This window comes from Nocardia sp. NPDC050710 (genome assembly GCF_040654375.1).
GTDB lineage: Bacteria > Actinomycetota > Actinomycetes > Mycobacteriales > Mycobacteriaceae > Nocardia.
In genome coordinates, this window is the sequence record NZ_JBFAHV010000031.1 from 1 (window position 1) to 20,834 (window position 20,834).

The 20,834-nt window shown below is 68.5% G+C and carries 24 protein-coding genes; 12 read left to right on the forward strand and 12 right to left on the reverse strand.

The genetic code is table 11. The features are described 5' to 3' along the window. Window positions 1-152: 152 nt before the first annotated feature. From AB0H61_RS34570 to AB0H61_RS34590, 5 genes are all read left to right on the forward strand, one after another. Window positions 153-692: a DUF6879 family protein gene (locus AB0H61_RS34570; protein ID WP_357311970.1), complete on the forward strand. Its 540-nt coding sequence runs from the start codon at window positions 153-155 to the stop codon at window positions 690-692. Next, window positions 689-1,528 carry a helix-turn-helix transcriptional regulator gene (locus AB0H61_RS34575; protein ID WP_357311971.1) on the forward strand — a complete coding sequence of 280 codons (840 nt, stop codon included), beginning with the start codon at window positions 689-691 and terminating at the stop codon, window positions 1,526-1,528. Before AB0H61_RS34570 ends, AB0H61_RS34575 begins: the two co-directional genes overlap by 4 nt. Window positions 1,529-1,702: 174 nt before the next feature. Then, window positions 1,703-2,221 carry a TrmH family RNA methyltransferase gene (locus AB0H61_RS34580; RefSeq protein WP_357311972.1) on the forward strand — a complete coding sequence of 173 codons (519 nt, stop codon included), beginning with the start codon at window positions 1,703-1,705 and terminating at the stop codon, window positions 2,219-2,221. 88 nt (window positions 2,222-2,309) lie between these two features. Next, window positions 2,310-2,888: an NUDIX domain-containing protein gene (locus AB0H61_RS34585; RefSeq protein ID WP_357311973.1), complete on the forward strand. Its 579-nt coding sequence runs from the start codon at window positions 2,310-2,312 to the stop codon at window positions 2,886-2,888. A 141-nt stretch (window positions 2,889-3,029) separates the two neighbouring features. Continuing rightward, window positions 3,030-3,314 carry a hypothetical protein gene (locus AB0H61_RS34590; protein WP_357311974.1) on the forward strand — a complete coding sequence of 95 codons (285 nt, stop codon included), beginning with the start codon at window positions 3,030-3,032 and terminating at the stop codon, window positions 3,312-3,314. A gap of 80 nt (window positions 3,315-3,394) precedes the next feature. Here AB0H61_RS34590 and AB0H61_RS34595 read toward each other — a convergent pair whose 3' ends face one another. After that, complete coding sequence (locus AB0H61_RS34595) at window positions 3,395-3,796, reverse strand: hypothetical protein (RefSeq protein ID WP_357311975.1); 402 nt, start codon at window positions 3,794-3,796, stop codon at window positions 3,395-3,397. 120 nt (window positions 3,797-3,916) lie between these two features. On the opposite strand from AB0H61_RS34595, the gene AB0H61_RS34600 reads away from it, so the two are divergent. Further along, a complete protein-coding gene (locus tag AB0H61_RS34600) occupies window positions 3,917-4,729 on the forward strand; it encodes a helix-turn-helix transcriptional regulator (RefSeq protein WP_357311976.1) in 813 nt (270 codons plus the stop codon). 22 nt (window positions 4,730-4,751) lie between these two features. Here the strand turns inward: AB0H61_RS34600 and AB0H61_RS34605 are convergent, their stop codons facing one another. The 8 genes from AB0H61_RS34605 to cobC all read right to left on the reverse strand — a co-directional run bounded on the left by AB0H61_RS34605 (window position 4,752) and on the right by cobC (window position 13,001). Next, a complete protein-coding gene (locus tag AB0H61_RS34605) occupies window positions 4,752-5,456 on the reverse strand; it encodes a hypothetical protein (protein ID WP_357311977.1) in 705 nt (234 codons plus the stop codon). A 452-nt stretch (window positions 5,457-5,908) separates the two neighbouring features. After that, entirely contained in the window at window positions 5,909-7,126 is a 1,218-nt protein-coding gene (locus tag AB0H61_RS34610; protein ID WP_357311978.1) for a bifunctional RNase H/acid phosphatase, read from the reverse strand. A gap of 197 nt (window positions 7,127-7,323) precedes the next feature. Then, window positions 7,324-8,061 carry a C4-type zinc ribbon domain-containing protein gene (locus AB0H61_RS34615; RefSeq protein ID WP_357311979.1) on the reverse strand — a complete coding sequence of 246 codons (738 nt, stop codon included), beginning with the start codon at window positions 8,059-8,061 and terminating at the stop codon, window positions 7,324-7,326. A gap of 416 nt (window positions 8,062-8,477) precedes the next feature. After that, complete coding sequence (locus tag AB0H61_RS34620; protein ID WP_357311980.1) at window positions 8,478-9,122, reverse strand: hypothetical protein; 645 nt, start codon at window positions 9,120-9,122, stop codon at window positions 8,478-8,480. A 151-nt stretch (window positions 9,123-9,273) separates the two neighbouring features. After that, on the reverse strand, window positions 9,274-9,840 hold the full coding sequence (locus AB0H61_RS34625; protein ID WP_357311981.1) for a hypothetical protein: 567 nt from the start codon (window positions 9,838-9,840) through the stop codon (window positions 9,274-9,276). A 103-nt stretch (window positions 9,841-9,943) separates the two neighbouring features. After that, complete coding sequence (locus tag AB0H61_RS34630) at window positions 9,944-10,594, reverse strand: formylglycine-generating enzyme family protein (RefSeq protein WP_357312109.1); 651 nt, start codon at window positions 10,592-10,594, stop codon at window positions 9,944-9,946. 102 nt (window positions 10,595-10,696) lie between these two features. After that, window positions 10,697-11,818 carry a Nif3-like dinuclear metal center hexameric protein gene (locus AB0H61_RS34635; protein WP_357311982.1) on the reverse strand — a complete coding sequence of 374 codons (1,122 nt, stop codon included), beginning with the start codon at window positions 11,816-11,818 and terminating at the stop codon, window positions 10,697-10,699. 145 nt (window positions 11,819-11,963) lie between these two features. Beyond that, window positions 11,964-13,001 carry an Rv2231c family pyridoxal phosphate-dependent protein CobC gene (cobC, locus tag AB0H61_RS34640; RefSeq protein ID WP_357311983.1) on the reverse strand — a complete coding sequence of 346 codons (1,038 nt, stop codon included), beginning with the start codon at window positions 12,999-13,001 and terminating at the stop codon, window positions 11,964-11,966. A gap of 44 nt (window positions 13,002-13,045) precedes the next feature. Here cobC and AB0H61_RS34645 point away from each other — a divergent pair, with 44 nt between their 5' ends. Further along, window positions 13,046-13,546: a low molecular weight protein-tyrosine-phosphatase gene (locus AB0H61_RS34645; RefSeq protein ID WP_357311984.1), complete on the forward strand. Its 501-nt coding sequence runs from the start codon at window positions 13,046-13,048 to the stop codon at window positions 13,544-13,546. Further along, entirely contained in the window at window positions 13,546-14,439 is an 894-nt protein-coding gene (locus AB0H61_RS34650; protein ID WP_357311985.1) for an SURF1 family cytochrome oxidase biogenesis protein, read from the forward strand. Before AB0H61_RS34645 ends, AB0H61_RS34650 begins: the two co-directional genes overlap by 1 nt. On the opposite strand, the gene AB0H61_RS34655 is transcribed toward AB0H61_RS34650, so the two are convergent. Beyond that, window positions 14,418-15,380 (reverse strand): cobalamin biosynthesis protein, encoded by a 963-nt coding sequence (locus AB0H61_RS34655; RefSeq protein WP_357311986.1) that lies wholly within the window; start codon window positions 15,378-15,380, stop codon window positions 14,418-14,420. The genes AB0H61_RS34650 and AB0H61_RS34655 overlap by 22 nt on opposite strands. Before the next feature lie 120 nt (window positions 15,381-15,500). Between AB0H61_RS34655 and AB0H61_RS34660 the strand changes: the two genes are divergently transcribed. Next, window positions 15,501-15,923, forward strand: coding sequence for a PPOX class F420-dependent oxidoreductase (locus AB0H61_RS34660; protein ID WP_357311987.1), 423 nt, complete (start codon window positions 15,501-15,503; stop codon window positions 15,921-15,923). Window positions 15,924-16,113: 190 nt separating this feature from the next. After that, a complete protein-coding gene (gene sigJ, locus AB0H61_RS34665) occupies window positions 16,114-17,067 on the forward strand; it encodes an RNA polymerase sigma factor SigJ (protein WP_357311988.1) in 954 nt (317 codons plus the stop codon). 15 nt (window positions 17,068-17,082) lie between these two features. Here sigJ and ald read toward each other — a convergent pair whose 3' ends face one another. Together ald and AB0H61_RS34675 are read right to left on the reverse strand one after the other, a co-directional pair. Continuing rightward, window positions 17,083-18,198 carry an alanine dehydrogenase gene (gene ald, locus AB0H61_RS34670; protein WP_357311989.1) on the reverse strand — a complete coding sequence of 372 codons (1,116 nt, stop codon included), beginning with the start codon at window positions 18,196-18,198 and terminating at the stop codon, window positions 17,083-17,085. A gap of 146 nt (window positions 18,199-18,344) precedes the next feature. Beyond that, window positions 18,345-19,112 carry an MBL fold metallo-hydrolase gene (locus tag AB0H61_RS34675; RefSeq protein WP_357311990.1) on the reverse strand — a complete coding sequence of 256 codons (768 nt, stop codon included), beginning with the start codon at window positions 19,110-19,112 and terminating at the stop codon, window positions 18,345-18,347. A gap of 71 nt (window positions 19,113-19,183) precedes the next feature. Here AB0H61_RS34675 and AB0H61_RS34680 point away from each other — a divergent pair, with 71 nt between their 5' ends. Continuing rightward, the gene (locus AB0H61_RS34680; protein WP_357311991.1) at window positions 19,184-20,185 is read left to right on the forward strand and encodes a helix-turn-helix domain-containing protein; all 1,002 of its coding nucleotides are present in this window, start codon (window positions 19,184-19,186) and stop codon (window positions 20,183-20,185) included. A gap of 10 nt (window positions 20,186-20,195) precedes the next feature. Beyond that, entirely contained in the window at window positions 20,196-20,711 is a 516-nt protein-coding gene (locus tag AB0H61_RS34685; RefSeq protein ID WP_357311992.1) for a gamma carbonic anhydrase family protein, read from the forward strand. The last annotated feature ends 123 nt before the right edge of the window (window positions 20,712-20,834 follow it).

Below are 20,834 nucleotides of genomic sequence, written 5' to 3' on the forward strand. Positions count from 1 at the left end.
ACCCCACGCTGCCCACCGGTCGCCAATCAGCGACCGGAAACCCAATCCGAAACCGAACACGCCCGGCCGACGGCCGAGCGAAAGATCGAGGCTAGACCTGGCCGACAACGAAACGGCAGTCGAAGTGCCGATGAAGCGGAGGACTTTTTACGGTGCAGTACCTTCGAAATGAGTGGACAACTTGGGTAGAGCTTTTCCACGGATGCAAGAAACAAGCTTTTCACCTGGAGGCCAGGGACTCCTACGCTGTTCCACAAGAATCCGAGCGATTCCGTCGATTCCTCGACGGCGAACGTCCGATAGTTGACGACTACAAGAACGATTGGGTCGACCTTGTCCAGGAAACAACCGGACGAGGCGTGATGATGAGCCGCATAAGAGTGGTCACGGTCCCACACACCGACTATCAGCGGTGGCTCTTGTCGGTAACCGGGAGCAACGTCGATGCTGGCGAGGATATCCGGTATGTGCCGCGTCATCTCGCAGGAGAAGTGCCGCCCGATGATTGGTGGCTCATCGACAATGAGCGGGTGGTTTACAACCTGTGGGACGAGCACGGGTCGCAGGCGGAAGCGGTAGCCGCAACCACCGATCCCCGGATTATCGAATACTGCCAGGGTGTAAAACAACGGCTTTGGGAGTTGGCGAGCCCATATGCCGAATATGTCGATAACGCTCACATTCGGCAGTGACCGGGGTTGACGAAGCGCGAGAAGCTCTCGGGGCGCAACTCCGGGAGCTTCGCCGCAGGGCCGGACTGTCCGGCCGGAGGCTTGCCGAGTTGTCCGGCTGGCATGAGTCGAAAGTCTCCAAGATCGAGTACGGACGAATCAAACCGTCTGACGCTGATATCCATGCCTACTGCGAGCACACAGACGCATCCGACCAGCTTGCGGACCTTCTAGCCACCCTCCACAACATAGACAGCGCTTATCTGGAATGGCGGCGTATTCTCGCTACCGGTATGAAACGTCGGCAGCAGAAATCAGTGAAGCTCGAAGCGGAGGCAAGAAATCTCCGCGTCTATACCACACAGGTGGTGCCCGGCCTACTTCAAACAGCCGAATATGCGGAAGCATTACTCAGGCCGCATATCGAGTTCTACCAAATCCCTGACGACTTAGAGGAGGGGGTATCCAAGCGAATGGAACGACAACGCATCCTCTACCAGCGCGATCACCTTTTCCACTTCCTCGTAAGCGAACAATCGCTCCATACGACGGTCGGGAATGATGATGTAATGAGAGGCCAACTCGATCGGCTCGGGTCAATTATCGGAATGCCACGGATCACGATAGGGATCATTCCGGCTACAGCCGAAGCCCTGATAGTTTCGACCAGTTTCGTCATGTTCGATAATCGCATGGTAATGGTGGAGGGAACAGCGGCGGAGCTGACAATTACTCAGCCTCGAGAAATAGCGATCTACGGACGCGCTTTCGATATCTTGGCTCGCCAATCTGTGACCGGCGAAGCTGCGCGTACGCTGATCAACGCAGCGCTCGACCGGCGACAGTCCCGGAAATGACAAAGCCGGGGCCTCCGGCCGAGCAGCGCCCCCTGCGAGCGGGACACCGTTCCGGCATGGTGGCGGGATCCGCTACCATGAGACCACTGCCCTCGTCGATGGCCCCGATGCGCCGCGAAGCATCGTTGCGATGAATCTCATTCTCTCCCTTGGGAAGGGTCTTCCCATTCACTCATGACGGCCGCGCGGATTCGCACCCGCCCCGAATTGCGCAGGCAACGCAGGCAACGCGCGCACGGCTGCTGGAATCATCTGTTCGCCGCCCCGCTGTGGCCCAAACACGGCGCCAATCTCGGCACACTGCTGCGCACCTGCGACGCGGTGGGCGCGTGCATGGCCGTACCGCGGCGTCCGTGGGTGCCCGATGCCCTCGCCCACGGCAACACCCTGCGCAAGCGGCAATGCGTGCACTGGATCGATGGCCGCGTCGACCGCTGGCTGGAACGTCAGCGCGCGGGGGGTTCCGCACTCCTCGGCGTCGAACTCACCGACGAATCCATTCGGCTCGCCGACCTGGAACCCGCGCACAAGCGCACCATCATGGTGCTCGGCCACGAAACCGACGGGATACCACCGGAAGGGCTGGAATACCTCGACCGCACCGTCGAGATACCGATGGTCGGTACCGGCCACAGTCTCAATGTCGCGGTGGCCGGGAGTCTGGTCCTCTACAAGCTCGCGGGGCTCTGCTGAACGCCACATGCGCGGGGCCGTCGGCGTCAGCGGCGGTGCGTGACGCCGATCCCATCAGTGTCGGTGGGTGTCGCTACAGTCGCGGGCCATGAACCCAGCAACGGCCATGGTCGCCGAGATCGTGGGTGGGATCGCAGCCTTCGACGACCTCGAGCGGGCACATATCGACACGACACTGGCCTGGCTGGCGTCGACCGACGATGTGTTCCGGCGCGCGAAACCCGCGGTGCCGCCCCGGCATCTGGTTTCCTACGTGGTGCTCGTCGATCCCGATGCGGGCGCGGTCTTCCTCGGCAGACACCTGCTCGCTGGGCTCTGGTTGCCCACCGGCGGACACCCCGACCCCGGCGAGCATCCCCTCGCGGCGGCGCGCCGAGAGGCAGGCGAAGAGCTGGGCATCGACGCCGAATTCGATGTCGTCGGCACCGACCCCCTGTTCCTCACCGTCACCACCACCATCGGCGCACACGCCGGCCACGAGGACGTCAGCCTCTGGTATGTGATCCGCGGCGACCGAACCCGCGAATACACCCTCGACCCCCGCGAATTCAGCGCGGGCCGCTGGTGGGATATCGACCGCTTCGCCGTCCCCGAATCCGACCCCCACTTCGCCCGCTTCCTCGCCAAACTCGATTCCGCACTCCGCGGTACCACCGCGCAAGGCTGAGCGGACCCATGCGATCCGTGCGCAGTCCGTCGCGTCGGGCCAACCGGCTCGAACGTGGGCCAGACCGGGCCGACAGCCGCGAAGGCCGTACCGGAGTAGATTGCGAGTGTCGCACTCCCCCAATCGAATCGAGGGCTCGCCATGACCGACCCGCAGCTCCTGGAGGCGCGGCGACGCGAGCTCCTCGCGCAGTTGGCCGAGTTACGCCGCGCACTCGGAGACCTGACCGACGACTACCGCGCGCTTCCATCGTCGGGCCTGCTCCTCGACACCGATGGCATCGGCGCACTCACCACCCCGGCCTACTGCGTCGCGGGTGCCAGGGAAGTCTTCGAAGAGGCCATGATCGAACTGGACGCGGCACACGACGCCCTCGACCGCGCGGGCACCTACACCACACGCCTACACGTGCCCGTCTTCGATTGACCGACGCCGAATTCTTATCTGCGAACCGGCCTCACAACTCGCGCCCGCACTGATCAATCGCGACGATGATCGCTCGGCACCTATTCGATGCCCCGGCACAGGCCCGCGAGCTCCAATGCCGCGAACACGGCCACCACGAGGGCTCCGATCAGGAAAAAGGCGATCCCGAGGGCGGTGAGGTCCAGTGCACCGGAGCATGCCAACACCACCATCCCCACGGCGCACAACGCGTTGACGCCCACCACCGCGCTCGCGTGCCGCGGGGAGATCCGCGGGTAGCCCGCGATCAGCAGCAATGCGAGGGCGCCGCCGAGCATGGCCACCCCGAACGGCACCGACCAGGTCGTCGGCAGTCCGAGCGGGTCGCTCAGTGGTGCGGCGCAGGCCAGCAGTACCGCACCGAACGTGCCGGTCCCCCAGCCGTCCAGGCGCAGCGCCGTACGCAGGCCGAGCGTGGGGCGGGTGGCGATCGCGGTGCTCATATCCAACTCCTGGTCGATTCGTCGGGACCGTGCGGCGACCACGATGCCGGGACGAGGTGACGGTCTCAATAACCTCCGAGGTCATGGTGGCGCGCACCCGGCGGTAACTACCCTGCTCGGGTGGCACAGACGCAGGTGGAGAACGGTTCCCGGGTCGGCGCGCTACTGCGCGAATGGCGCAGGCGGCGCAGGTTGAGCCAGTTGGATCTGGCGCTGACCGCCGACACCTCGGCGCGGCACCTGTCGTATGTGGAGACCGGGCGCGCCAAACCGAGCCGGACCATGGTGCTGCGGCTCTGCGAGGCCTTGGAAGTACCGCTGCGAGAACGCAATACGCTGCTGCTCGCGGCGGACTACGCCCCCGCCTACCGCGAATCCAGTCTGGACGACGCGGATCTGGCGGCCGTCCGGTCCGCCCTGGACACCATGCTCACGGCGCACGAACCGTATCCGGCGGTGGTGGTGGATCGACTGTGGAATGTGGTGACCGGCAATGCCGCCATGGCGGTGCTGATGGACGGCGTCCCCGACCACCTGCTCCTGCCGCAGCCGAACGTGTATCGGCTGGTGTTGCATCCGGAGGGGCTGTCCGGGCGGCTGGCCAATCTGGGCCAGGTGCGCGAACTGTTCCTGGAACGCCTGGCCAGGCAGGTCAGTGCCACCGGCGACAACCAGCTTCGGGCACTCCACGACGAGGTTTCGGACTATCCGCACCGGCCCGATCCGGCGGATGAGCAGCTGCTGGAACCGACGCCGTTCCAGGTGCCCATCAGGGTCCGGACCCCGGTCGGCGAACTGTCGATGTTCAGCACCATGGCCACGTTCGGGGCGCCCGCCGACGTCACCCTCTCCGAGCTGGCGATCGAATTGTTCTACCCCCTCAACGCATTCACCGCCGCGGCCCTGCGTGGGCGCGCGGCGGTGAATGCGTAGCTCGACGCGACGGGTAGTCGGCTCAGACGGGCCGGAATCCGCTGCCGACGCCGCCCGTGGCATTGACCGCCGCGAGGATGACGTCGATCGGCGCGAAGAAGGCCGGCGAGTGGATGGGGTTGGCGGCCGTGGCGCACGGCAGGTCGAAGCCGATGCCGGCGAGGCCGGTGAGCCTGCCCTGGTTCATGCCTACCAGACGGTCGCCGACGGTGACCGGGCCACCGGAATCGCCGGGCTTGGAGCAGGCCTGGTTGACGGTGACGCTCTCGTCGAGGTTGCCCCAGACCACGCCGCAGCCGGGGCCGCTGGTGCGCCCGTTCGAGCACACGGTGGTGCCGGGAGCGGGTGCGCCGCCGATGCCGTTGATGGTGGTGGCGCCGACACTGCGCACCGGGTTGACCTTCGCGGGATCGAATTGCAGAACCGCGAAATCCAGACCCTCCCCATTGTCGGAATAGGCCACCACGCCGACCGCTCCGGCATCCAGCGCGCTCTCCGAGGCCAGCCGCGCGCCTGCGGGCGCACAGTGCCCGGCGGTCAGGCCGACCAGCCGACCGGCATTGTCATAGCCGATGGCGGTCAGCGAGCACGCGGAATTGTTGTCGAAGATGATGCCCGAGCTGCCGCCCAGCACAACCTTCCCCGGCGCGGCCTGCGCGGCGCCCGCAACGGCGGCACCGACACCCGCGATGACGGCAATCGCGGCCGCCATCCCTCTGAATTTCACAGTAGTTACTCTCCTTCTCGAAAACCTCGGGCCGACACCCGGATTCCCCCGCGCATCAACCGCATCCACACATCATGGGGTACCGCCCCGACAATCCGCACGGCCACCGTGGGCACTTATAACACCCACTCCGATGTAGGCCACGAACTGCGCGGCTACACCTGCCCAACGGCCGGTTAACAGTTGGCTACCTCGCCATTGAGGCACCGGGCTCGATCCACAACACCGATGTGCGCTGCGTCATATTTCCACAGGGTGCGACACGCGGCCCACACCGGCTCGATCGAGCCTCGAAATGTACTACCCGCTTCGAAGGTTTCACCACCGCAGCGGAGTCGAGAAGCACCGGTCGTCGACTCTCGGGCATCCAACCGTTGTGCCGATGGCACGGACCGCGGCGCGATGCCGGTACCGATCGCCGGGAGATGGTCGGCAGTTGTACGTCCCGGCTATCAGCCCAGGTAGGAAGTGTCGTTGACGAGGCGAACGGATGATCCGCCGTCGGGGTAGAACTCGGCGATCGACAGTGAGGCCAAGTCCAGGTGGAGGCGGTACAGCAGCGACGGGCCGACGCCGAGCGCCAGCTGCAATAGCGTCTTGATCGGCGTCACGTGGCTGACCACCACCACGTTCGCGCCGGGATACAGCGCCACCAGGTCGCGGCGGGCCGCTTCGATCCGCTCGCGGACCTGATCGAAACTCTCACCGCCCGGCGCCGCGGTCGACGGATCGCCGAGCCAGCGGGCGTGCAGCTCGGGGTCCCGCTGCGCGGCTTCGACGAATGTCAGGCCCTCCCACTGGCCGAAATCGGTTTCGATGAGACTGTCGAGCATCCGCACCGGAACCCCCAGCGCCGCGCCCGCCGCCTCCGCGGTCTCCCGAGCTCGGCTCAGCGGCGAGCTCACCACGGCCGCGATATTCCCCTTGGCCGCCAGCATCTTCGCGGCGCGCGCCGCCTGCTCCCGCCCGAGCTCGGTGAGCGGCGGATTTCCCCGCCCCGAATACCGCCGCTGCACCGACAGTTCCGTTTGCCCGTGCCGCAGCAGGAGTAGCCGCGTCGGGCGGCCGACGGCGCCGGTCCAGCCCGGGGCGGTGAACTGCCCCGAACCCGTTTCGGCCGTCGCGTTCGAGGAGTCGGCACGCGAGATCGCCGCACTCGGCTCGGCTACGGCACCGGTCGCGCCATCCACCGCGCGGTGCGCACTCGACGGGTAGTCACCGTGTCCGGCGGCGCGGGCCGTGCGCACCTCGTCGACCAGGGTGGCGTCATCCATGGCCTCGTTCGCCAGGCGATCGGCGTGCGAGTTCTCGGAGCGCGGGATCCAGGTGAAGCTCACCCGGTCGAAACCAGCGACCAGCCTGCGGGCTCGGTCGGCCAGCGGAATCATGGACGCGTGCTTGACCTTCCAGCGCCCCGACATCTGCTCGACGACGAGTTTGGAGTCCATCCGCACGTCCACCGTGCGGGCGCCCAGCTCGGCCGCCGCCTCCAGCCCGGCGATCAGCCCGCGGTATTCGGCCACATTATTCGTGGCCACACCGACGAATTCGCGGCGCTCGGCGAGCACCCGCGCGTGATCGGCGTCGAAAACGACCGCGCCGTATCCCGCGGGCCCCGGATTGCCGCGCGAACCACCGTCGGCCTCGACGACGACATGCTCGTTGCTCACCCGATCTCCTCGTTCATCACCGCACTGCCAACGGCCCATGGACCCGACCGCCCTCGACCGCAATGCGCACTCGACGTCACGACCCGACCGGCCACCGGCCACGCCCGTCATTCGGCCGCCGCGCGACCACGCGCCGACTCATCTCCGGCGACGCTCCCCGGCCCGCCATACAGCGGCCGGGATGCGCGCCGGATCGGTCACAACCCCGATTCCTTGGTCCGTACCAGGATCGCGCCGCATTCGGGACAGCGCACGATGACCTCGGGTGCGGTCTTGGCGATGCGCGCGATCTCGCCGCGGTCCAGTTCGATCCGGCAGGCACCGCAGCGACGTGCCTGCAACAGCGCCGCACCGACACCGTGCTGGGTGCGCTGCCGGTCGTAGATGGTCAATAGCTCGGCCGGGAACCGATCGATCAGGCCGGCCCGGTCCTTATCGCACCGCCCCTGCGCCACGTCCAGATCCGCCAGCGCCTCGTCGCGCTGCCGCTGGGCCGCCGCGAGCTCCTCTTCGGTCTTGGTGAGGCGAGCGCCCGCGTGATCGTGATCGGAGGCGGCGGCCTCGCGACGCTCCATCACCTCGAGCAGTTCGTCCTCCAGCACCGATCGCCGCCGCTCCAAACTGCCCAGCTCGTGCTGGATTTCCGAAAGCTGCTTGGCGTTCACCGATCCCGCGGTGAGCATGTCGCGGTCGCGGTCCTCCCGCTTACGTACCGCGTCGATCTCCCCTTCCAGCTTCTTGATGTCCCGATCGAGATCATCGAGCTGGATTTCCACCGCCACGGCGGCATCCTTGTGCGCATTGCGCTCCCCCTCCAGCCGCGCCACCTCCTGCTGCTCGGGCAGCACGGTCCGGCGATGCGCGATCCGAGTCAGCTCGACGTCGACAGCGGCGAGCTGGAGCAGCTTGGCCTGGATCGGTGGTTCGACATTCAACGCGGGGAAACTCCTGAACACTATGGACGGGTGGGGAGGTATCCGGACCGCCGCGGGCGGGCGAATACCAGTGCTCAACCGTACCTCGGGTACGGGGTGATCGGGTGTGAGGCCACTCGGAGTGGATGTATACCGGGGGCCGCACCGGCGAACAGGTGAGCCCGGATCGCGTCCGCCCAGGTAGCTGACCCCGGGGCGGGAAACGAGGGAACCGGGCAATCGGTACCGCTGGACAGCTTGAGCAGCGTCGCGAGAGGGTCGGCGACGATCCGGCAGCGCACCGAATCCGGCAGGTCGGTGCCCGGCGGCAAGTCGGGCGGGCGTGGCATCCGGCATTCCGGGCACGCGCCTGGCATCCACCGGACGCGGGTGAGGGGTACGCCGGGTTCCTCCGGATGGGCCATCCCGACGGCGAGCTAGCTGCCCGTCGCGCGGGCCTTGATGGCGTCGTGAGAGATGAAGACGTCGTATTCACCGGGCGTCCCGATGACGGCGTTACCGTAAGCGGAGCGGACGAAAGGCTCGGTGTACCACTTACCTTCGCGCATATCGGCGAAGAAGTCCTGATCGTCGCCGTTGACGAAGATCTGGTTCTGGGTCGTCGCGACGCCGTCGAGGCGCTGGCCGTACAGGCGGGTGACGCGATAGCCGGAGTGGAAGCCGAGCGCGTTCACCCATGGCTCCAGCTCGACGATATTGGCCTGTAGCGCCCACAGGTCGCCCTGTACCCGGTACGTCTGCCTGCGCTCCGGGTGGTCGTCGTCACCGTAGAGGGTGAGGTCGACCTCCAGCTGATGCTCCTGCCCGGCAACCTCTTTCACCACCACATGCGCGGCCTTGATCTCTCCGCTCAATCCGAGGTAGGTCTGTAGCAGCGTCGCCACCCAGAGCAATCCCACCGCGATGATGAGCAGTACGAGTCCACCCGCACCCCGCCCGAGCAGCACCCGCGGTCCGACCTTGCGCACCATTACCAGCGCCGAAATCAGCAGCGCCACCGCGATCAGGATGAGCAGAATCAGGCCGATCTGCACGAACCCGAAGTCCACCGGGTAGTTCATGCGGTAGTTGTACCCGGTCGGCGGCATTCGATTCGGGTGAACCGCGCGACACACCGGCAACAACCGCGACACGCGGATCGGTATGCCGTCGGCGACGCACGGCCGAACGCAAAGATCTTGCGGTGGACGAGAAGTGGTGGTGGACCGGTAGCTAGAACTTCACCATCGGCGCCGGGTCGAGGGGATGGCGCACGGCCGCCGCGGCCGCGAGTCGGACCAGCTTCCGGTGGAATCCCGAACTGGGGAAGGCCCGGCGAACCGCACGATAGTCACCGGATGGAATACCGAATCGGAGGACGCCACTGGAGAAGTCCACCGTGTCCGCTTTGCGGAACAGTTCGATGGGCGAGAGCGGCTCCCCCGCCGGGCGCAGCTTGTGGTGATCATCGATCATGGTGGTCACCAATGGGATCCGGTCCTCGTGACCGGACTCAGTGAGCCACTGCCGCGCCCGCTCGATCGAGGGCGGCAGATAGTCCCAGGTACCGTCGCTCCAGATGCCGAGGTCGTGGAACGCCGCGGCGACAATGAATTCGAGACGGCCGCTGGGCAGTTCGGCCTCGCCGCCACCGGCCCGCAGATGCAGCAGGTCCGCGACCTGTACGACGCGGATCGCATGATTCAGATATCCGCGGTGATCCGCGCCCAACGCCGAACCCCAGTCCTCCAGGATCTCCGCGATCGCGGTCGCCGCGCCGTCATTCACCGTCAGTTCCATCGACACCAGCCTCTTAGGTTCGGCGATCCGCTCGGGTCCGGGCGGTGACGGGCGCCATCCGAGCCCACCCTGCCATGTGCCCATGCCGTCGTGTGTGACGGGCTCACGCCGAGCCGGAACGGACCAGGCGCAATCCCACGTCATCGACCCGGAACGTCGGGTGACTGCGGCGGCGCACCGACGCCCGGCAACTCCAGTGTTCGTCGAACCAGCCGCCGCCACGCAACACCCGGTAGCCGCCGTAGACCTCCGCGTCGTAGATATCCCAGCACCACTCCCACACCGAGCCCAGCATGTCGTACAGGCCCCACGCATTCGGCCGCTTGCCGCCGACCTCGCGCAATCGACCCTCGGAATTGCCCCGGTACCAGGCGATTTCATCGAGCTCGCCATATCTGGGGCCGGACGTACCCGCTCGGCAGGCGAGTTCCCACTCCGCCTCGGTCGGCAGCCGATAGCCGTCCGCGGCGCGATTCCACTCGACGTGATCCGACGCGGCGTCCAGGCGGTACGCCGGATCGCGGCCCTCGCGGCGAGACAGCGCATTGCAGAACCGGATCGCGTCCGGCCAGGAGACGCTCTCGACGGGCAGCCGCCCGCCCCGCGCCACGCTCGGCCACTCCCCGGTGACCTCCGCGTAGAGCGCCTGGGTAACCGGGAACGCCCCGATCCGATAAGCCCCGACCGCGACCTCCCAACGCCGCTGAGTCCGCCGATCCGACAGCGTCACCGGCCCCGCGGGTACGGCCACCATCGCATCGTCCGCAGTCGCATCCACGAGTAGGAAATCCTACCGGCGCCGCCGTTCGCCGGATATTCGCTCCTGTTCCTGTGGGCAGCCCGATGCCCGGCGGGGTCAGTCCGTGCCGGTGACCGTCCACGGGTCGGTCCGCAGGAACGAAACCCGGGTGTCCAGCTCGGGCAGCGCGTTTCGGACTATCCCCTCGGCTTGGGCGCACCATGGGAATTCGGTGGCCCAGTGGGCGGCATCGACGAGGGCGGGGCCGCCGGCGCGCAAGTGTTCGTCGGCCGGGTGGTGGCGCAGATCGGAGGTGACGTAGGCGTCGACCCCGAGCCGGGACACCGCGCCGAGGTAGGAGTCACCCGCGCCACCGCAGACCGCGACGCGCTCGATCATCCGGTCCGGGTCCCCCGCGGCGCGCACACCCCACACCGTCTGCGGCAGGGCGGCGCGGACGCGGGAGGTGAAGGCGCGCAATGTTTCCGGTTCCGGCAGTACACCGACCCGGCCGATGCCGAGGCCGGAGGGCAGCGGTGCGCGTTCGGTGACGTGGTAGGCGGGATCCTCGTAGGGGTGGGCGACGTGCAGAGCCGCCAGCACGGCCCGACGGGCCGCGGGCGGTGCGATGACCTCGATACGGTCCTCGTCCACCTGCTGGAGCTCGCCGATCGTGCCGATGGCCGGGTCGGCGCCGGACATCGGACGGAACTGGCCGGTGCCAGGTACCCGCAGGGCGCAGTCGTGGTAGTTCCCCGTGCCGCCCGCACCGGCCGCGAACAGCGCCGCCAGCATCGCATCGGTGTGTGTGCGCGGCACCTGGACCACCCAGTTGTCCACGGCGACGGTGGGTTTCGGATCGAGTGGGCCGGTGACGATGAGGCCGAGCGCCGCCGCCAGCGCATCGGAGACGCCGGGGTCGGCGGAATCGGCGTTCGTATGCGCTGAGAACAGCGCGCATCCGGAGCGGATCAGCCGGTGCAGCAGTGCGCCCTTCGGCGTATCCGCCGCCACCGTATCCACCCCGCGCAACAGCAGCGGATGGTGCACGACCAAGGCGTGTGCCCGCCAGTCGATGGCCTCGTCGACCACCGCCGCGGTCGCATCCACCGCGAACAGCACCCGGGTCACCTTGTCCGCCGGATCACCGCACACCAACCCGACCGAATCCCACGACTCCGCCAACTTCGGCGGATAGGCCGTGTCCAGCACCCCGATGAGCTCCGCCAGCGTCGTCATCCCTCGTCTCCTTCCGATTCGCCTACCCCGCACAAACATCCGCGGATACTCCGCGCGATGAGACGCCCGCGGTCGTCTCGATTCCCGACCGGTGCGCCACTACGACGCGATAGGGACCGGCCGCGCCGCACCGGCTCCGGCACGATCACACCCCCGCCGCGCGGATCGCCGCCACCAATCGGTCCACCTCCGCCGCCGAACGAACCGCCACCCGCAGGTGGTCCGGACCGAGCCCGGGGAAGGTGTCGGCCCGGCGAACCGCGATCCCTCGACCCACCACATGTTTGCGGAGCAGTTCGCCGTCGGGGACACGCAGCAGGAGGAAGGGTCCGTGGGCGGGAGTGTGTACGTGGATACCGAGGGCTGTGAGTCGGTCGACCATCGCGGCACGGTTCTCGGCGATGACGGCGGCCCGCTCTTGCGCCGCCGCGACCGCCTCCGGTTCGGCGGTCGCGGTGATCGCCTCGAGTTGCAGGGCGCCGAGCGGCCAGTGGGCGCGGCCGTGGTTCAGGCGGGCGAGCAGGCCGGGGTCGCCGAGGACATATCCGCAGCGCAGGCCCGCCAATGCCCAGGTCTTGGTCAGACTGCGCAGGACGAGCAGGTCGGGGGTGGCGGCACGGGCCACCGATTCCGGCTCGCCGACCACGGCGTCGGCGAAGGCCTCGTCGACCACGACGACGCGACCCGGGCGACGCAGGGCGCGCACCGTGTCGGCGGGGTGCAGCACCGAGGTGGGGTTGGTGGGGTTGCCGAGCACCACCAGGTCGGCTTCGGCGGGTACGGCGGCCGGGTCGAGGTGGTAGGGCGGCTCGAGTACGACGCGGGTCACCGGGATGCCCGCCTCGCGCAACGCCAACTCGGGTTCGGTGAACGACGGATGGATCACGGCGGCCAGCCGGGGCGCGAGTTTCGGCACCATCGCGAAACCCTCGGCCGCGCCCGCCAGCAGCAATACCTCGTCGGGGGTGCGGCCGTGCCGGGCCGCCACGGCGGTGCGCGCGGCGAGATCGGCGGCGGCGCTCGGATAGCGACCGAGATCATCGAGGCGGGCGGCGAGCCGGGCGCGCAACCACTCCGGCGGCGCGCTGCCCTGCACATTCACCGCGAAATCGAGCATGCCCGGGTATACGTCCACATCGCCGTGGTGGCGCAATTTCGCGTGATCGACGGTGTCGGAGGGCACAAGTCCACACCCTACGTGGCGGCGTAGTAGTGGTACCGGCCAGAATGGCTGTCGTGGGTGAGCTGCACATATCGTTCGTCTGTACCGGCAACATCTGCCGATCGCCGATGGCGGAGAAAATGTTCGCGCACCATCTGAGCGAGGCCGGACTCGCCGATCGGGTGCGGGTGAGCAGCGCGGGCACCACCGGCTGGCATATCGGCGACGACGCCGATCCGCGCACCACCGCGACATTGCGCAAGTACGGCTATCCGATCGGGCATGAGGCGGCGGCGCTCGGCGCGGACCATCGCGATGCCGATCTGCTCATCGCACTCGACCGCGGCCACGAACGCGAACTGGCCCGCCTCGGCATCCCCTCCGACCGGCGCAGGCTGCTGCGCAGCTTCGATCCCGATGCCGACGGACCCGATGTGCCGGATCCCTACTACGGCGGCAGCGCCGATTTCGAGCTGGTGCGCGATCAGATCGAGGCCGCCATCCCCGGCCTGCTGGACTGGGTGCGCGAGGTGCTCGGCGAACCCGAGCCCGACGGGCGGCCGTAATGCGCCGTCTCGCCTTTCTGCTGCGCCCCAGCTGGCTCATCCTGGCCGTGCTGGTGGCAGCCTTCGCCTACCTGTGTTTCACGGTGCTGGCGCCGTGGCAGCTCGGCAAGAACACCGCCACCTCGCATCGCAATCAGCTGATCGCGGATTCGGTGCGCGCCGACCCGGTCGACATCACGACGGTGCTCGACGGAACCGGCCCCGACACCCACAACGAGTGGCGACGAATCACCGCCGCGGGCAGCTACCTGCCGAACTCCACCGTGCTGGTACGGCTTCGACATCTGGACGGCGCACCAGGCTATGCGGTGCTCGCCGCCTTCCAACTCACCGACGGCCGCATCCTGCTGGTGGACCGCGGCCTGGTAGCCGGTGTCGACGGCACCGCGCGCCCGCCGCGGATCCCCGACCCACCCGCCGGACCGCAACGTCTCGACGGCCGCGTCCGCATGTCGGAGAGCATCACCCCCGGCAAGGATCCGCTGACCCAGGACGGCTACCGGCAGGTCTATTCGATCGACACCACCCAGGAGGCGGGCGTCCTCGAGGTGCCGCTCACCGCCATCCCCGCCGGTGAACGCGGCGGCTATCTCCAGCTGTCGGAGAACCAGCCCGGCGCCTTCACCCCCACCCCGCTCCCCCAGCTCGACGCGGGCCCCTACCTGTCCTACGGCCTGCAGTGGCTGGCCTTCGGCATCATGGCGCCGCTCGGACTCGGGTATTTCGTGTACGCCGAGATCCGCGAACGCCGTAGGGAGAGGGCCGCTCGATCCGGTCCGCCCCCGGCCGAATCCTCCGTCACCGAGCCTGCGACGCCCGCCTCGGGCGCGGCGGAAACCCCGGCTTCACCCGAGGCCCGCCTGGCCGACCGCTACGGACGCAACCGCTCCTGACGGATACGCGCAACCGCCGCCCGCCGGGGCCACACCACGGCACATCCGGCCGCGACGAGCACCGCCGCGGCCTGGACCGCCTCGGACATGCGCACCGCGCGGCGCAGATCCGGAACCGTCGGGGCGGGGCCGTCACCGAGTGTGGGGCGTAATTCGATGCCGTATCGATAGTGGGTGCGCCCGCCGAGGCGAATGCCGAGCGCGCCCGCCATGGCGGCCTCGACGACTCCCGCATTGGGGCTGGGATGTTTGGCGGCATCGCGGCGCCAGGCGCGCAGTACGGCGGCGGGACGGCCCCCGACCACCGGGGCCAGAGCGGCGGTGAGTAAGCCGGTGACGCGCGCCGGGATCAGATTGGCCAGGTCGTCGGTACGGGCGGCGGCCCAACCGAAGCGGCGGTAGCGGTCGTCGCGGTAGCCGATCATGGCGTCGAGGGTGTTGATCGCCCGGTAGCCGAGCAGGCCCGGCACCCCGGCGATCGCGCCCCACAGCAGCGGCGCGACCGTCGCGTCGGCGGTGTTCTCGGCGATGGATTCCAGTGCGGCGCGTGCCAATCCGTCCGCGTCGAGTACCTCGGGGTCGCGGCCGCAGAGCGCCGGCAGCAGCGCGCGGGCCGCGGTCACGTCACCGGATTCCAACCGATCCGCCATCTCCCGCCCGGTGCGAGCCAAACTGCGTCCGCCGAGCACCGTCCAGGTGGCGAGCGCGGTCCCGACCATCCCGGCGCGACGCACGGCGAACCCGAGCCCGACGACAGCTCCCACCGCAACCACTTCGTGCACGACGCCCGCGGACCGCCGATCCGCATACGTCCTGATCTCCAACGCGCTTGCCGCCGATCCGAATCCGGCCACCGGATGCCACCGCCGCGGATCCCCGAACGCCCGATCGAGCGCGAACCCGAGCACCAACCCCACCGCGGTCGATTTCCCCGTCTGCACCCGGCGAGGGTAGCCGAGTCTCCGGCCCCGCCCCCACTCACCGCGGCATCGGGCGGGCGACTCAGGCTCGCGCCGGATGCGGTGGGAATGAAACCGACTGGCGCACGGTAGAACAACAGCATGAGACTCGACGATGCCGCTCGCGCACTCATCGGCGCCGGCGCCGATGCCACGCTGGTGACGCTCAATCCCAACGGGAGTCCACAGGTCAGTGTGGTGTGGGTGGCACTGCAATCGACATCGGAGGGCGATGAGCTCGTCACCGCGCACTTGGGCGAATACCAGAAGGTCCGCAATGTCCGGCGTGACGGACGAGTGGCGGTGACCATCCTGTCTTCCGAACGCGGCGACATCATGCGGCCGTACCTGTCGATCACCGGCACCGCCCGCGTCGTCGAGGGCGGTGCGCCGGAACTGCTCGCGGAACTGGCCGAAACCCTCGCCAGCCCGGACGCGGACTTCCCGCCGGATAACGCGCCCCCCGGCTTCCTCACCCGCATCCGCATCGAAAGGGTCGGCGGCATCGGTCCCTGGACCTCCTGACAGGCTGCTGATACCGGCCGCATGAGGATTCATGCGTGCCGGGCTCGGCCAGTGAGTCAGCTCCCGGTGGCTGGGACCGTGCCGGTTCCGGCGGAGACCGGGTGTCACACTCGTGGCCCCGGCGTCGTCATTCCGATGACGCACTAGACAGACCCGCCCTCCGGGGCCGCGTGACCGAATGGTGGTTGCAGTGACATCCGACAAGCCCTCCGAACCCGTCGACACCGCCGAACTGGCTCGGCAGTTCGAAGAGCATCGTCCCTACCTGCGCAGGCTTGCCTACAGCACGTTGGGCAGCCTCTCCGACGCCGACGATGTGGTGCAGGAGGCATGGCTGCGGCTGCAACGTCAGCACGAGGCAGGCAAAGCGGATGAGATCGACAATCTGCGGGCCTGGCTGACCACCGTCACCGGGCGGCTGGCCCTGGATTACCTGGGTTCGGCACGGGCCCGCCGGGAACAGTATGTCGGCGAATGGCTGCCCGAACCGGAGGTCACCAGCTGGGACGATCCGGCCGACCGGATCACCCAGGACGAGCGGGTCACCACCGCGCTGCTGGTGGTGCTCGAGTCACTGTCCCCGGCCGAACGCACCGCCTTCGTACTCCAGGACGTCTTCGGCATGAGCGGGCCCGAGGTGGCCGAGGTAGTCGGCCGCACCCCGGCCGCGGTGCGCCAGCTCGCCTCCCGCGCACGCAAGCGGGTCGAGGACGGCACACCCCGGTTCCCCGCGTCGGCCGACGAGCAGGAGAAGGTCGTTTCGGCGTTCTCGCTGGCCTGGCGTTCGGGTGACCTGAGCGCGCTGCTCGGTGTGCTCGACGCCAATGTCAGCCTCACCGCGGACGGCGGCGGCAAGGTGCCCGCGATCCGGCAGCCGGTGCACGGCGCCGAGCTCATCGCGAAGATGCTGCTCGGCTGGTACCACGCTCCGTCGGCCAAGGGCGCGTGGGGACGCGCGGTACTGGTCAACGGCCAGCCCGGTCTGGTGGTCTTCGACGGCACCCACACCGGTGTCTTCGATTTCACCATCGACGCGGGCCGCATCGTCGCCATCAACGTCATCCGCAACCCCGACAAACTGCACGACCTTCCGACCAGCGGAGCCCCCGACTGGTACCTGAGCGCGGAGCCGGAGACGGAGTAGGCGGCCGCACCGCCCTCACCCAGCGAGGCCGACCGGATGTGGCGCCGAATAGCCGTGCGCCGCCGCGACTTCCGCCGACAGCAGGCGTCCGCTGTGGGCGGTCAACCCGTGCGCCAGATCCGGATTCGCCGCGCACGCCTCGCGCCACCCCCGGTCGGCGATCGCACGCACGTATGGTCGCGTCGCATTGGTCAGGGCCACGGTCGAGGTGTGCGGCACCGCACCGGGCATGTTGGCCACGCAGTAGTAGAGCGAATTCGCGACGCGGAAGGTGGGATTCGCGTGTGTGGTCGGGCGCGAACCGGCGAAGCAGCCACCCTGATCGATGGCGATGTCGACCAGGACCGAGCCGGGGCGCATCTGCGCGACGAGTTCCTCGGAGACCAGCTTCGGCGTTCGCGCACCCGGTACCAGTACCGCCCCGATGACCAGGTCGGCGGCGAGCACGGCCCGCTCGATCTCGACCGGATTCGACGCGAGCGTCGCTATCCGGCCGTGGAATCGGGCATCGAGCTCACCCAGCCGGGCCAGGTTGGTGTCGAGCACGGTCACCCGGGCACCCATCCCAGCGGCCACCGTCGCGGCATTGGTTCCGGCCACACCGCCGCCGAGCACCACCACATCGGCGGGCCGAACGCCGGGCACACCGCCCAGTAGCACTCCGGCACCGCCCAGCGGGGCCATCAGGTGGTACGCGCCCACCTGGGTGCCGAGCCTGCCCGCGACCTCGCTCATCGGTGCCAGCAGCGGGAGCGAACCGTCGGCGGCGCGCACCGTCTCGTAGGCGATCGCGGTGATACCGGAGCGCAGAATCGCGTCCGTGCACTCGCGCGATGCGGCCAGGTGCAGATACGTGAAGAGAACCTGCGACTTACGCATCCGCGGATACTCCGACGCGATCGGCTCCTTCACCTTCAGTAACAGGTCCCCCTCCCACCACACCTGCTCGGCGGTGGGAACCAGCCGCGCCCCCGCCGCGGCGTACTCGGCGTCGGCGAATGCCGACCCGACCCCGGCGCCCGCCTCGATCAGCACCTCGTGCCCGAGCCGGACCAGTTCCCCGGCGCCCGCCGGCGTCAGCGCGACCCGAAACTCCTGTTCCTTGACCTCCCGCGGAACTCCGATCCTCATAACGCCATCGTGGACCACCCGCGCCCGGTTCGCCACGAGGGCGCGCCCGGCAAACCTCCGGCCGGAGCGGACACTCACGCGCGCATTTGCACGAAACCTGCCGATCAACGCGAAGAATGTCCGCCTGGACCGGGACGGTCCGGTCGTCAGATCGAGATCGCCTGCCCCGCAGGCGGAATACGCAACTGATGCCCCCGGCCCGCGTACTCGAACATGCGGCCGAGGTGGTCGAGCGTTTCGCTGAAGTGCCCCCATCCCTCGGCGTGCACCGGAACGACGATCGCGTCGCCGAGCACTTCCGCGGCCGCGACGGCGGTCCGCGCGTTCAGCGTGACGTCGCTGTCCCCGAAGATTCCGATATTGGCGGCGCCGACGAAGAGGATCGCGATATCGATGCGGCCGATCCGGTCGACGATCTGCGCGACGATGTCGACCGAAGCGTTGTCGCCGGATACGTACACCGTCGGCTCCCCCTCGGCCTGTAGGACGAATCCGGCCACCACGCCGCTGATGGGTTCGCTGCCTTCCGGCCCGTGCTGGGCGGGCACCGCGGTCACCAGCGTCTCGCCGATGGTGACCGTCTCCCACTTCTCCAGGCCGCGCACGCCGTCGATCCGACCGGCGGCGTCCGGTGTGGAGAGCACGGTGTCGACGGTGCCGAGGAAGGCGCGGCCGGAGGTGTCGAGGTTATCGGCGTGCTGGTCGTGCGAAAGCAGTACTACGTCGACCGGCCCGACCTGGTCGGCGGACACCGCGGGGCCGCTGAGCTTGTGCAGCGTGACGGGCCCCGGGTAGTCGCCGGGTGCATCGAACGTCGGGTCGGTGAGCCAGGTCAGGCCCGCGTAGCGGAACCGAAGGGTGGGTCCGCCGATGTGGAGGGCCTCGAGGGTGGTGCGTTCGATCGTCTCGGTCATGACGTTGATCTTGGTGGGGATCGAGCGCGGATACCAGTGGCCCGAAGGTCACCTAGCGCTAAGATCGGGCCATGCGCACCGTGGCCGTCCTCGCATATGAGGGCATCAGTCCGTTCCACCTGTCCGTACCGTCGCTGGTTTTCGGCCGCATCGGCGCCGAGGGTCGAGCTCCCTACGAGGTGCGGGTGTGCGCCGAAAGGGCCGGAACCCTCACCACCCCGGCCGGTTTCGACATCGGCGTCAAGCACGGCCTGGCAACCTTCGAATGGGCCGAGACCATCGTGATCCCCAGTTGGATTCGCGGCGCGGGCATCTCCGATGATCTGCGCGCCGCCCTGCACGACGCCCACGGGCGCGGAACCCGCATCGTCGGGCTGTGCCTCGGCGCCTGGGCCGTCGCGGCCAGCGGTCTGGCCGACGGACGCGAGATCACCACGCACTGGTCCGCCGCTACCGAACTGGCCCGCGCCTACCCCGCGGTCCGGGTGCGCGCAGACACGTTGTGGTCGGATCTCGGCGACATCATCACCTCGGCGGGCGTCGCCGCCGCCCTCGACTGCTGCCTGCACCTGGTTCGCCACGACCTGGGCAGCCGGGCCGCCACCGAACTGGCTCGCGCCCTGGTGACCGCGCCGCATCGCAGCGGATCCCAGGCCCAGTACATTCCGGTGGCCATCCCCGATGCCGCCGACGACGATCCCATCGAACACGCAATGGTCTGGGCCCGAACGCATCTCGGCGATCCGATCGACCTCGACCACTGGGCGCGCATCGCCCTGATGTCGCGGCGCACCTTCACCCGGCGCTTCCGCGATCGCACCGGCAGCAGCCCCCAGCAGTGGCTGCTGCACCAGCGCACCGACCGCGCCCGGCTACTGCTCGAATCCACCGACGACACCATGGACCGCATCGCCGCCGATACCGGGTTCGGTACCGCCGTCAGCCTGCGACACCATTTCCACCGCATCCTCGGCACCAGCCCGGCCGCGCACCGCAACTCGTTCCGGCCTGCTCACGCGGCAGTGGGAGGCGGTCGGGAGGCTGCCGCACGGGCCGCACCGCGGGGTCGCTAGGTTGCCAAGCATGATGATTGAGGTCGGCGGAGTTGCGCCGAAGATCGATGAGAGCGCCTGGATCGCGCCCAACGCGACCGTGATCGGACGGGTGCATCTGGCCGCGGAGGTCAGCATTTGGTACGGCGCGGTGCTGCGCGCGGACCTGGAGGACATCACCGTCGGCGCCCGGACCAATATCCAGGACGGATGTGTCCTGCACGCCGACCCCGGCTTCGCGCTGACCGTCGGCTCGGGCGTTTCGGTGGGGCACAACGCGATCCTGCACGGCTGCACGGTCGGCGACGATGTGCTGGTCGGTATGGGCGCGACAGTGCTCAACGGCGCCGTGATCGGCGCGGGCAGCCTGATCGCCGCCAATGCGCTGATTCCGGAGGGCGCGCAGATCCCGCCGGGTTCGCTCGTCGCGGGCGTGCCGGGCAAGGTGCGCCGCGAATTGAGTGAGGCCGAGCGGGACGGAATCCGGCTCAACGGCACGGTATACCTGCACAACATGGCCAACCATCGGGGCGCGCGGATAGTGTGAGACATCGCACACCGATCAAGCGTCCAGTAGGAACGGCTGATAACATTTTGCCTGCATGCCCGGCGTCCCGGGGGCTCTTGCCGAGACGTTTCGTCCAGCGATGAATGCTGGAGGCGAGCCCGC

What these genes read in the sequence shown, in the direction of transcription:
- AB0H61_RS34580 (WP_357311972.1), top strand. Translation starts at nt 1,703, where the DNA reads ATGACGGCCGCGCGGATTCGCACCCGCCCCGAATTGCGCAGGCAACGC.
- AB0H61_RS34585 (WP_357311973.1), top strand. Translation starts at nt 2,310, where the DNA reads ATGAACCCAGCAACGGCCATGGTCGCCGAGATCGTGGGTGGGATCGCA.
- AB0H61_RS34590 (WP_357311974.1), top strand. Translation starts at nt 3,030, where the DNA reads ATGACCGACCCGCAGCTCCTGGAGGCGCGGCGACGCGAGCTCCTCGCG.
- AB0H61_RS34595 (WP_357311975.1), bottom strand. Translation starts at nt 3,796, where the DNA reads ATGAGCACCGCGATCGCCACCCGCCCCACGCTCGGCCTGCGTACGGCG.
- AB0H61_RS34620 (WP_357311980.1), bottom strand. Translation starts at nt 9,122, where the DNA reads ATGAACTACCCGGTGGACTTCGGGTTCGTGCAGATCGGCCTGATTCTG.
- AB0H61_RS34625 (WP_357311981.1), bottom strand. Translation starts at nt 9,840, where the DNA reads ATGGAACTGACGGTGAATGACGGCGCGGCGACCGCGATCGCGGAGATC.
- AB0H61_RS34630 (WP_357312109.1), bottom strand. Translation starts at nt 10,594, where the DNA reads ATGGTGGCCGTACCCGCGGGGCCGGTGACGCTGTCGGATCGGCGGACT.
- AB0H61_RS34635 (WP_357311982.1), bottom strand. Translation starts at nt 11,818, where the DNA reads ATGACGACGCTGGCGGAGCTCATCGGGGTGCTGGACACGGCCTATCCG.
- AB0H61_RS34645 (WP_357311984.1), top strand. Translation starts at nt 13,046, where the DNA reads ATGGCTGTCGTGGGTGAGCTGCACATATCGTTCGTCTGTACCGGCAAC.
- AB0H61_RS34650 (WP_357311985.1), top strand. Translation starts at nt 13,546, where the DNA reads ATGCGCCGTCTCGCCTTTCTGCTGCGCCCCAGCTGGCTCATCCTGGCC.
- AB0H61_RS34660 (WP_357311987.1), top strand. Translation starts at nt 15,501, where the DNA reads ATGAGACTCGACGATGCCGCTCGCGCACTCATCGGCGCCGGCGCCGAT.
- ald (WP_357311989.1), bottom strand. Translation starts at nt 18,198, where the DNA reads ATGAGGATCGGAGTTCCGCGGGAGGTCAAGGAACAGGAGTTTCGGGTC.
- AB0H61_RS34675 (WP_357311990.1), bottom strand. Translation starts at nt 19,112, where the DNA reads ATGACCGAGACGATCGAACGCACCACCCTCGAGGCCCTCCACATCGGC.
- AB0H61_RS34680 (WP_357311991.1), top strand. Translation starts at nt 19,184, where the DNA reads ATGCGCACCGTGGCCGTCCTCGCATATGAGGGCATCAGTCCGTTCCAC.
- AB0H61_RS34685 (WP_357311992.1), top strand. Translation starts at nt 20,196, where the DNA reads ATGATGATTGAGGTCGGCGGAGTTGCGCCGAAGATCGATGAGAGCGCC.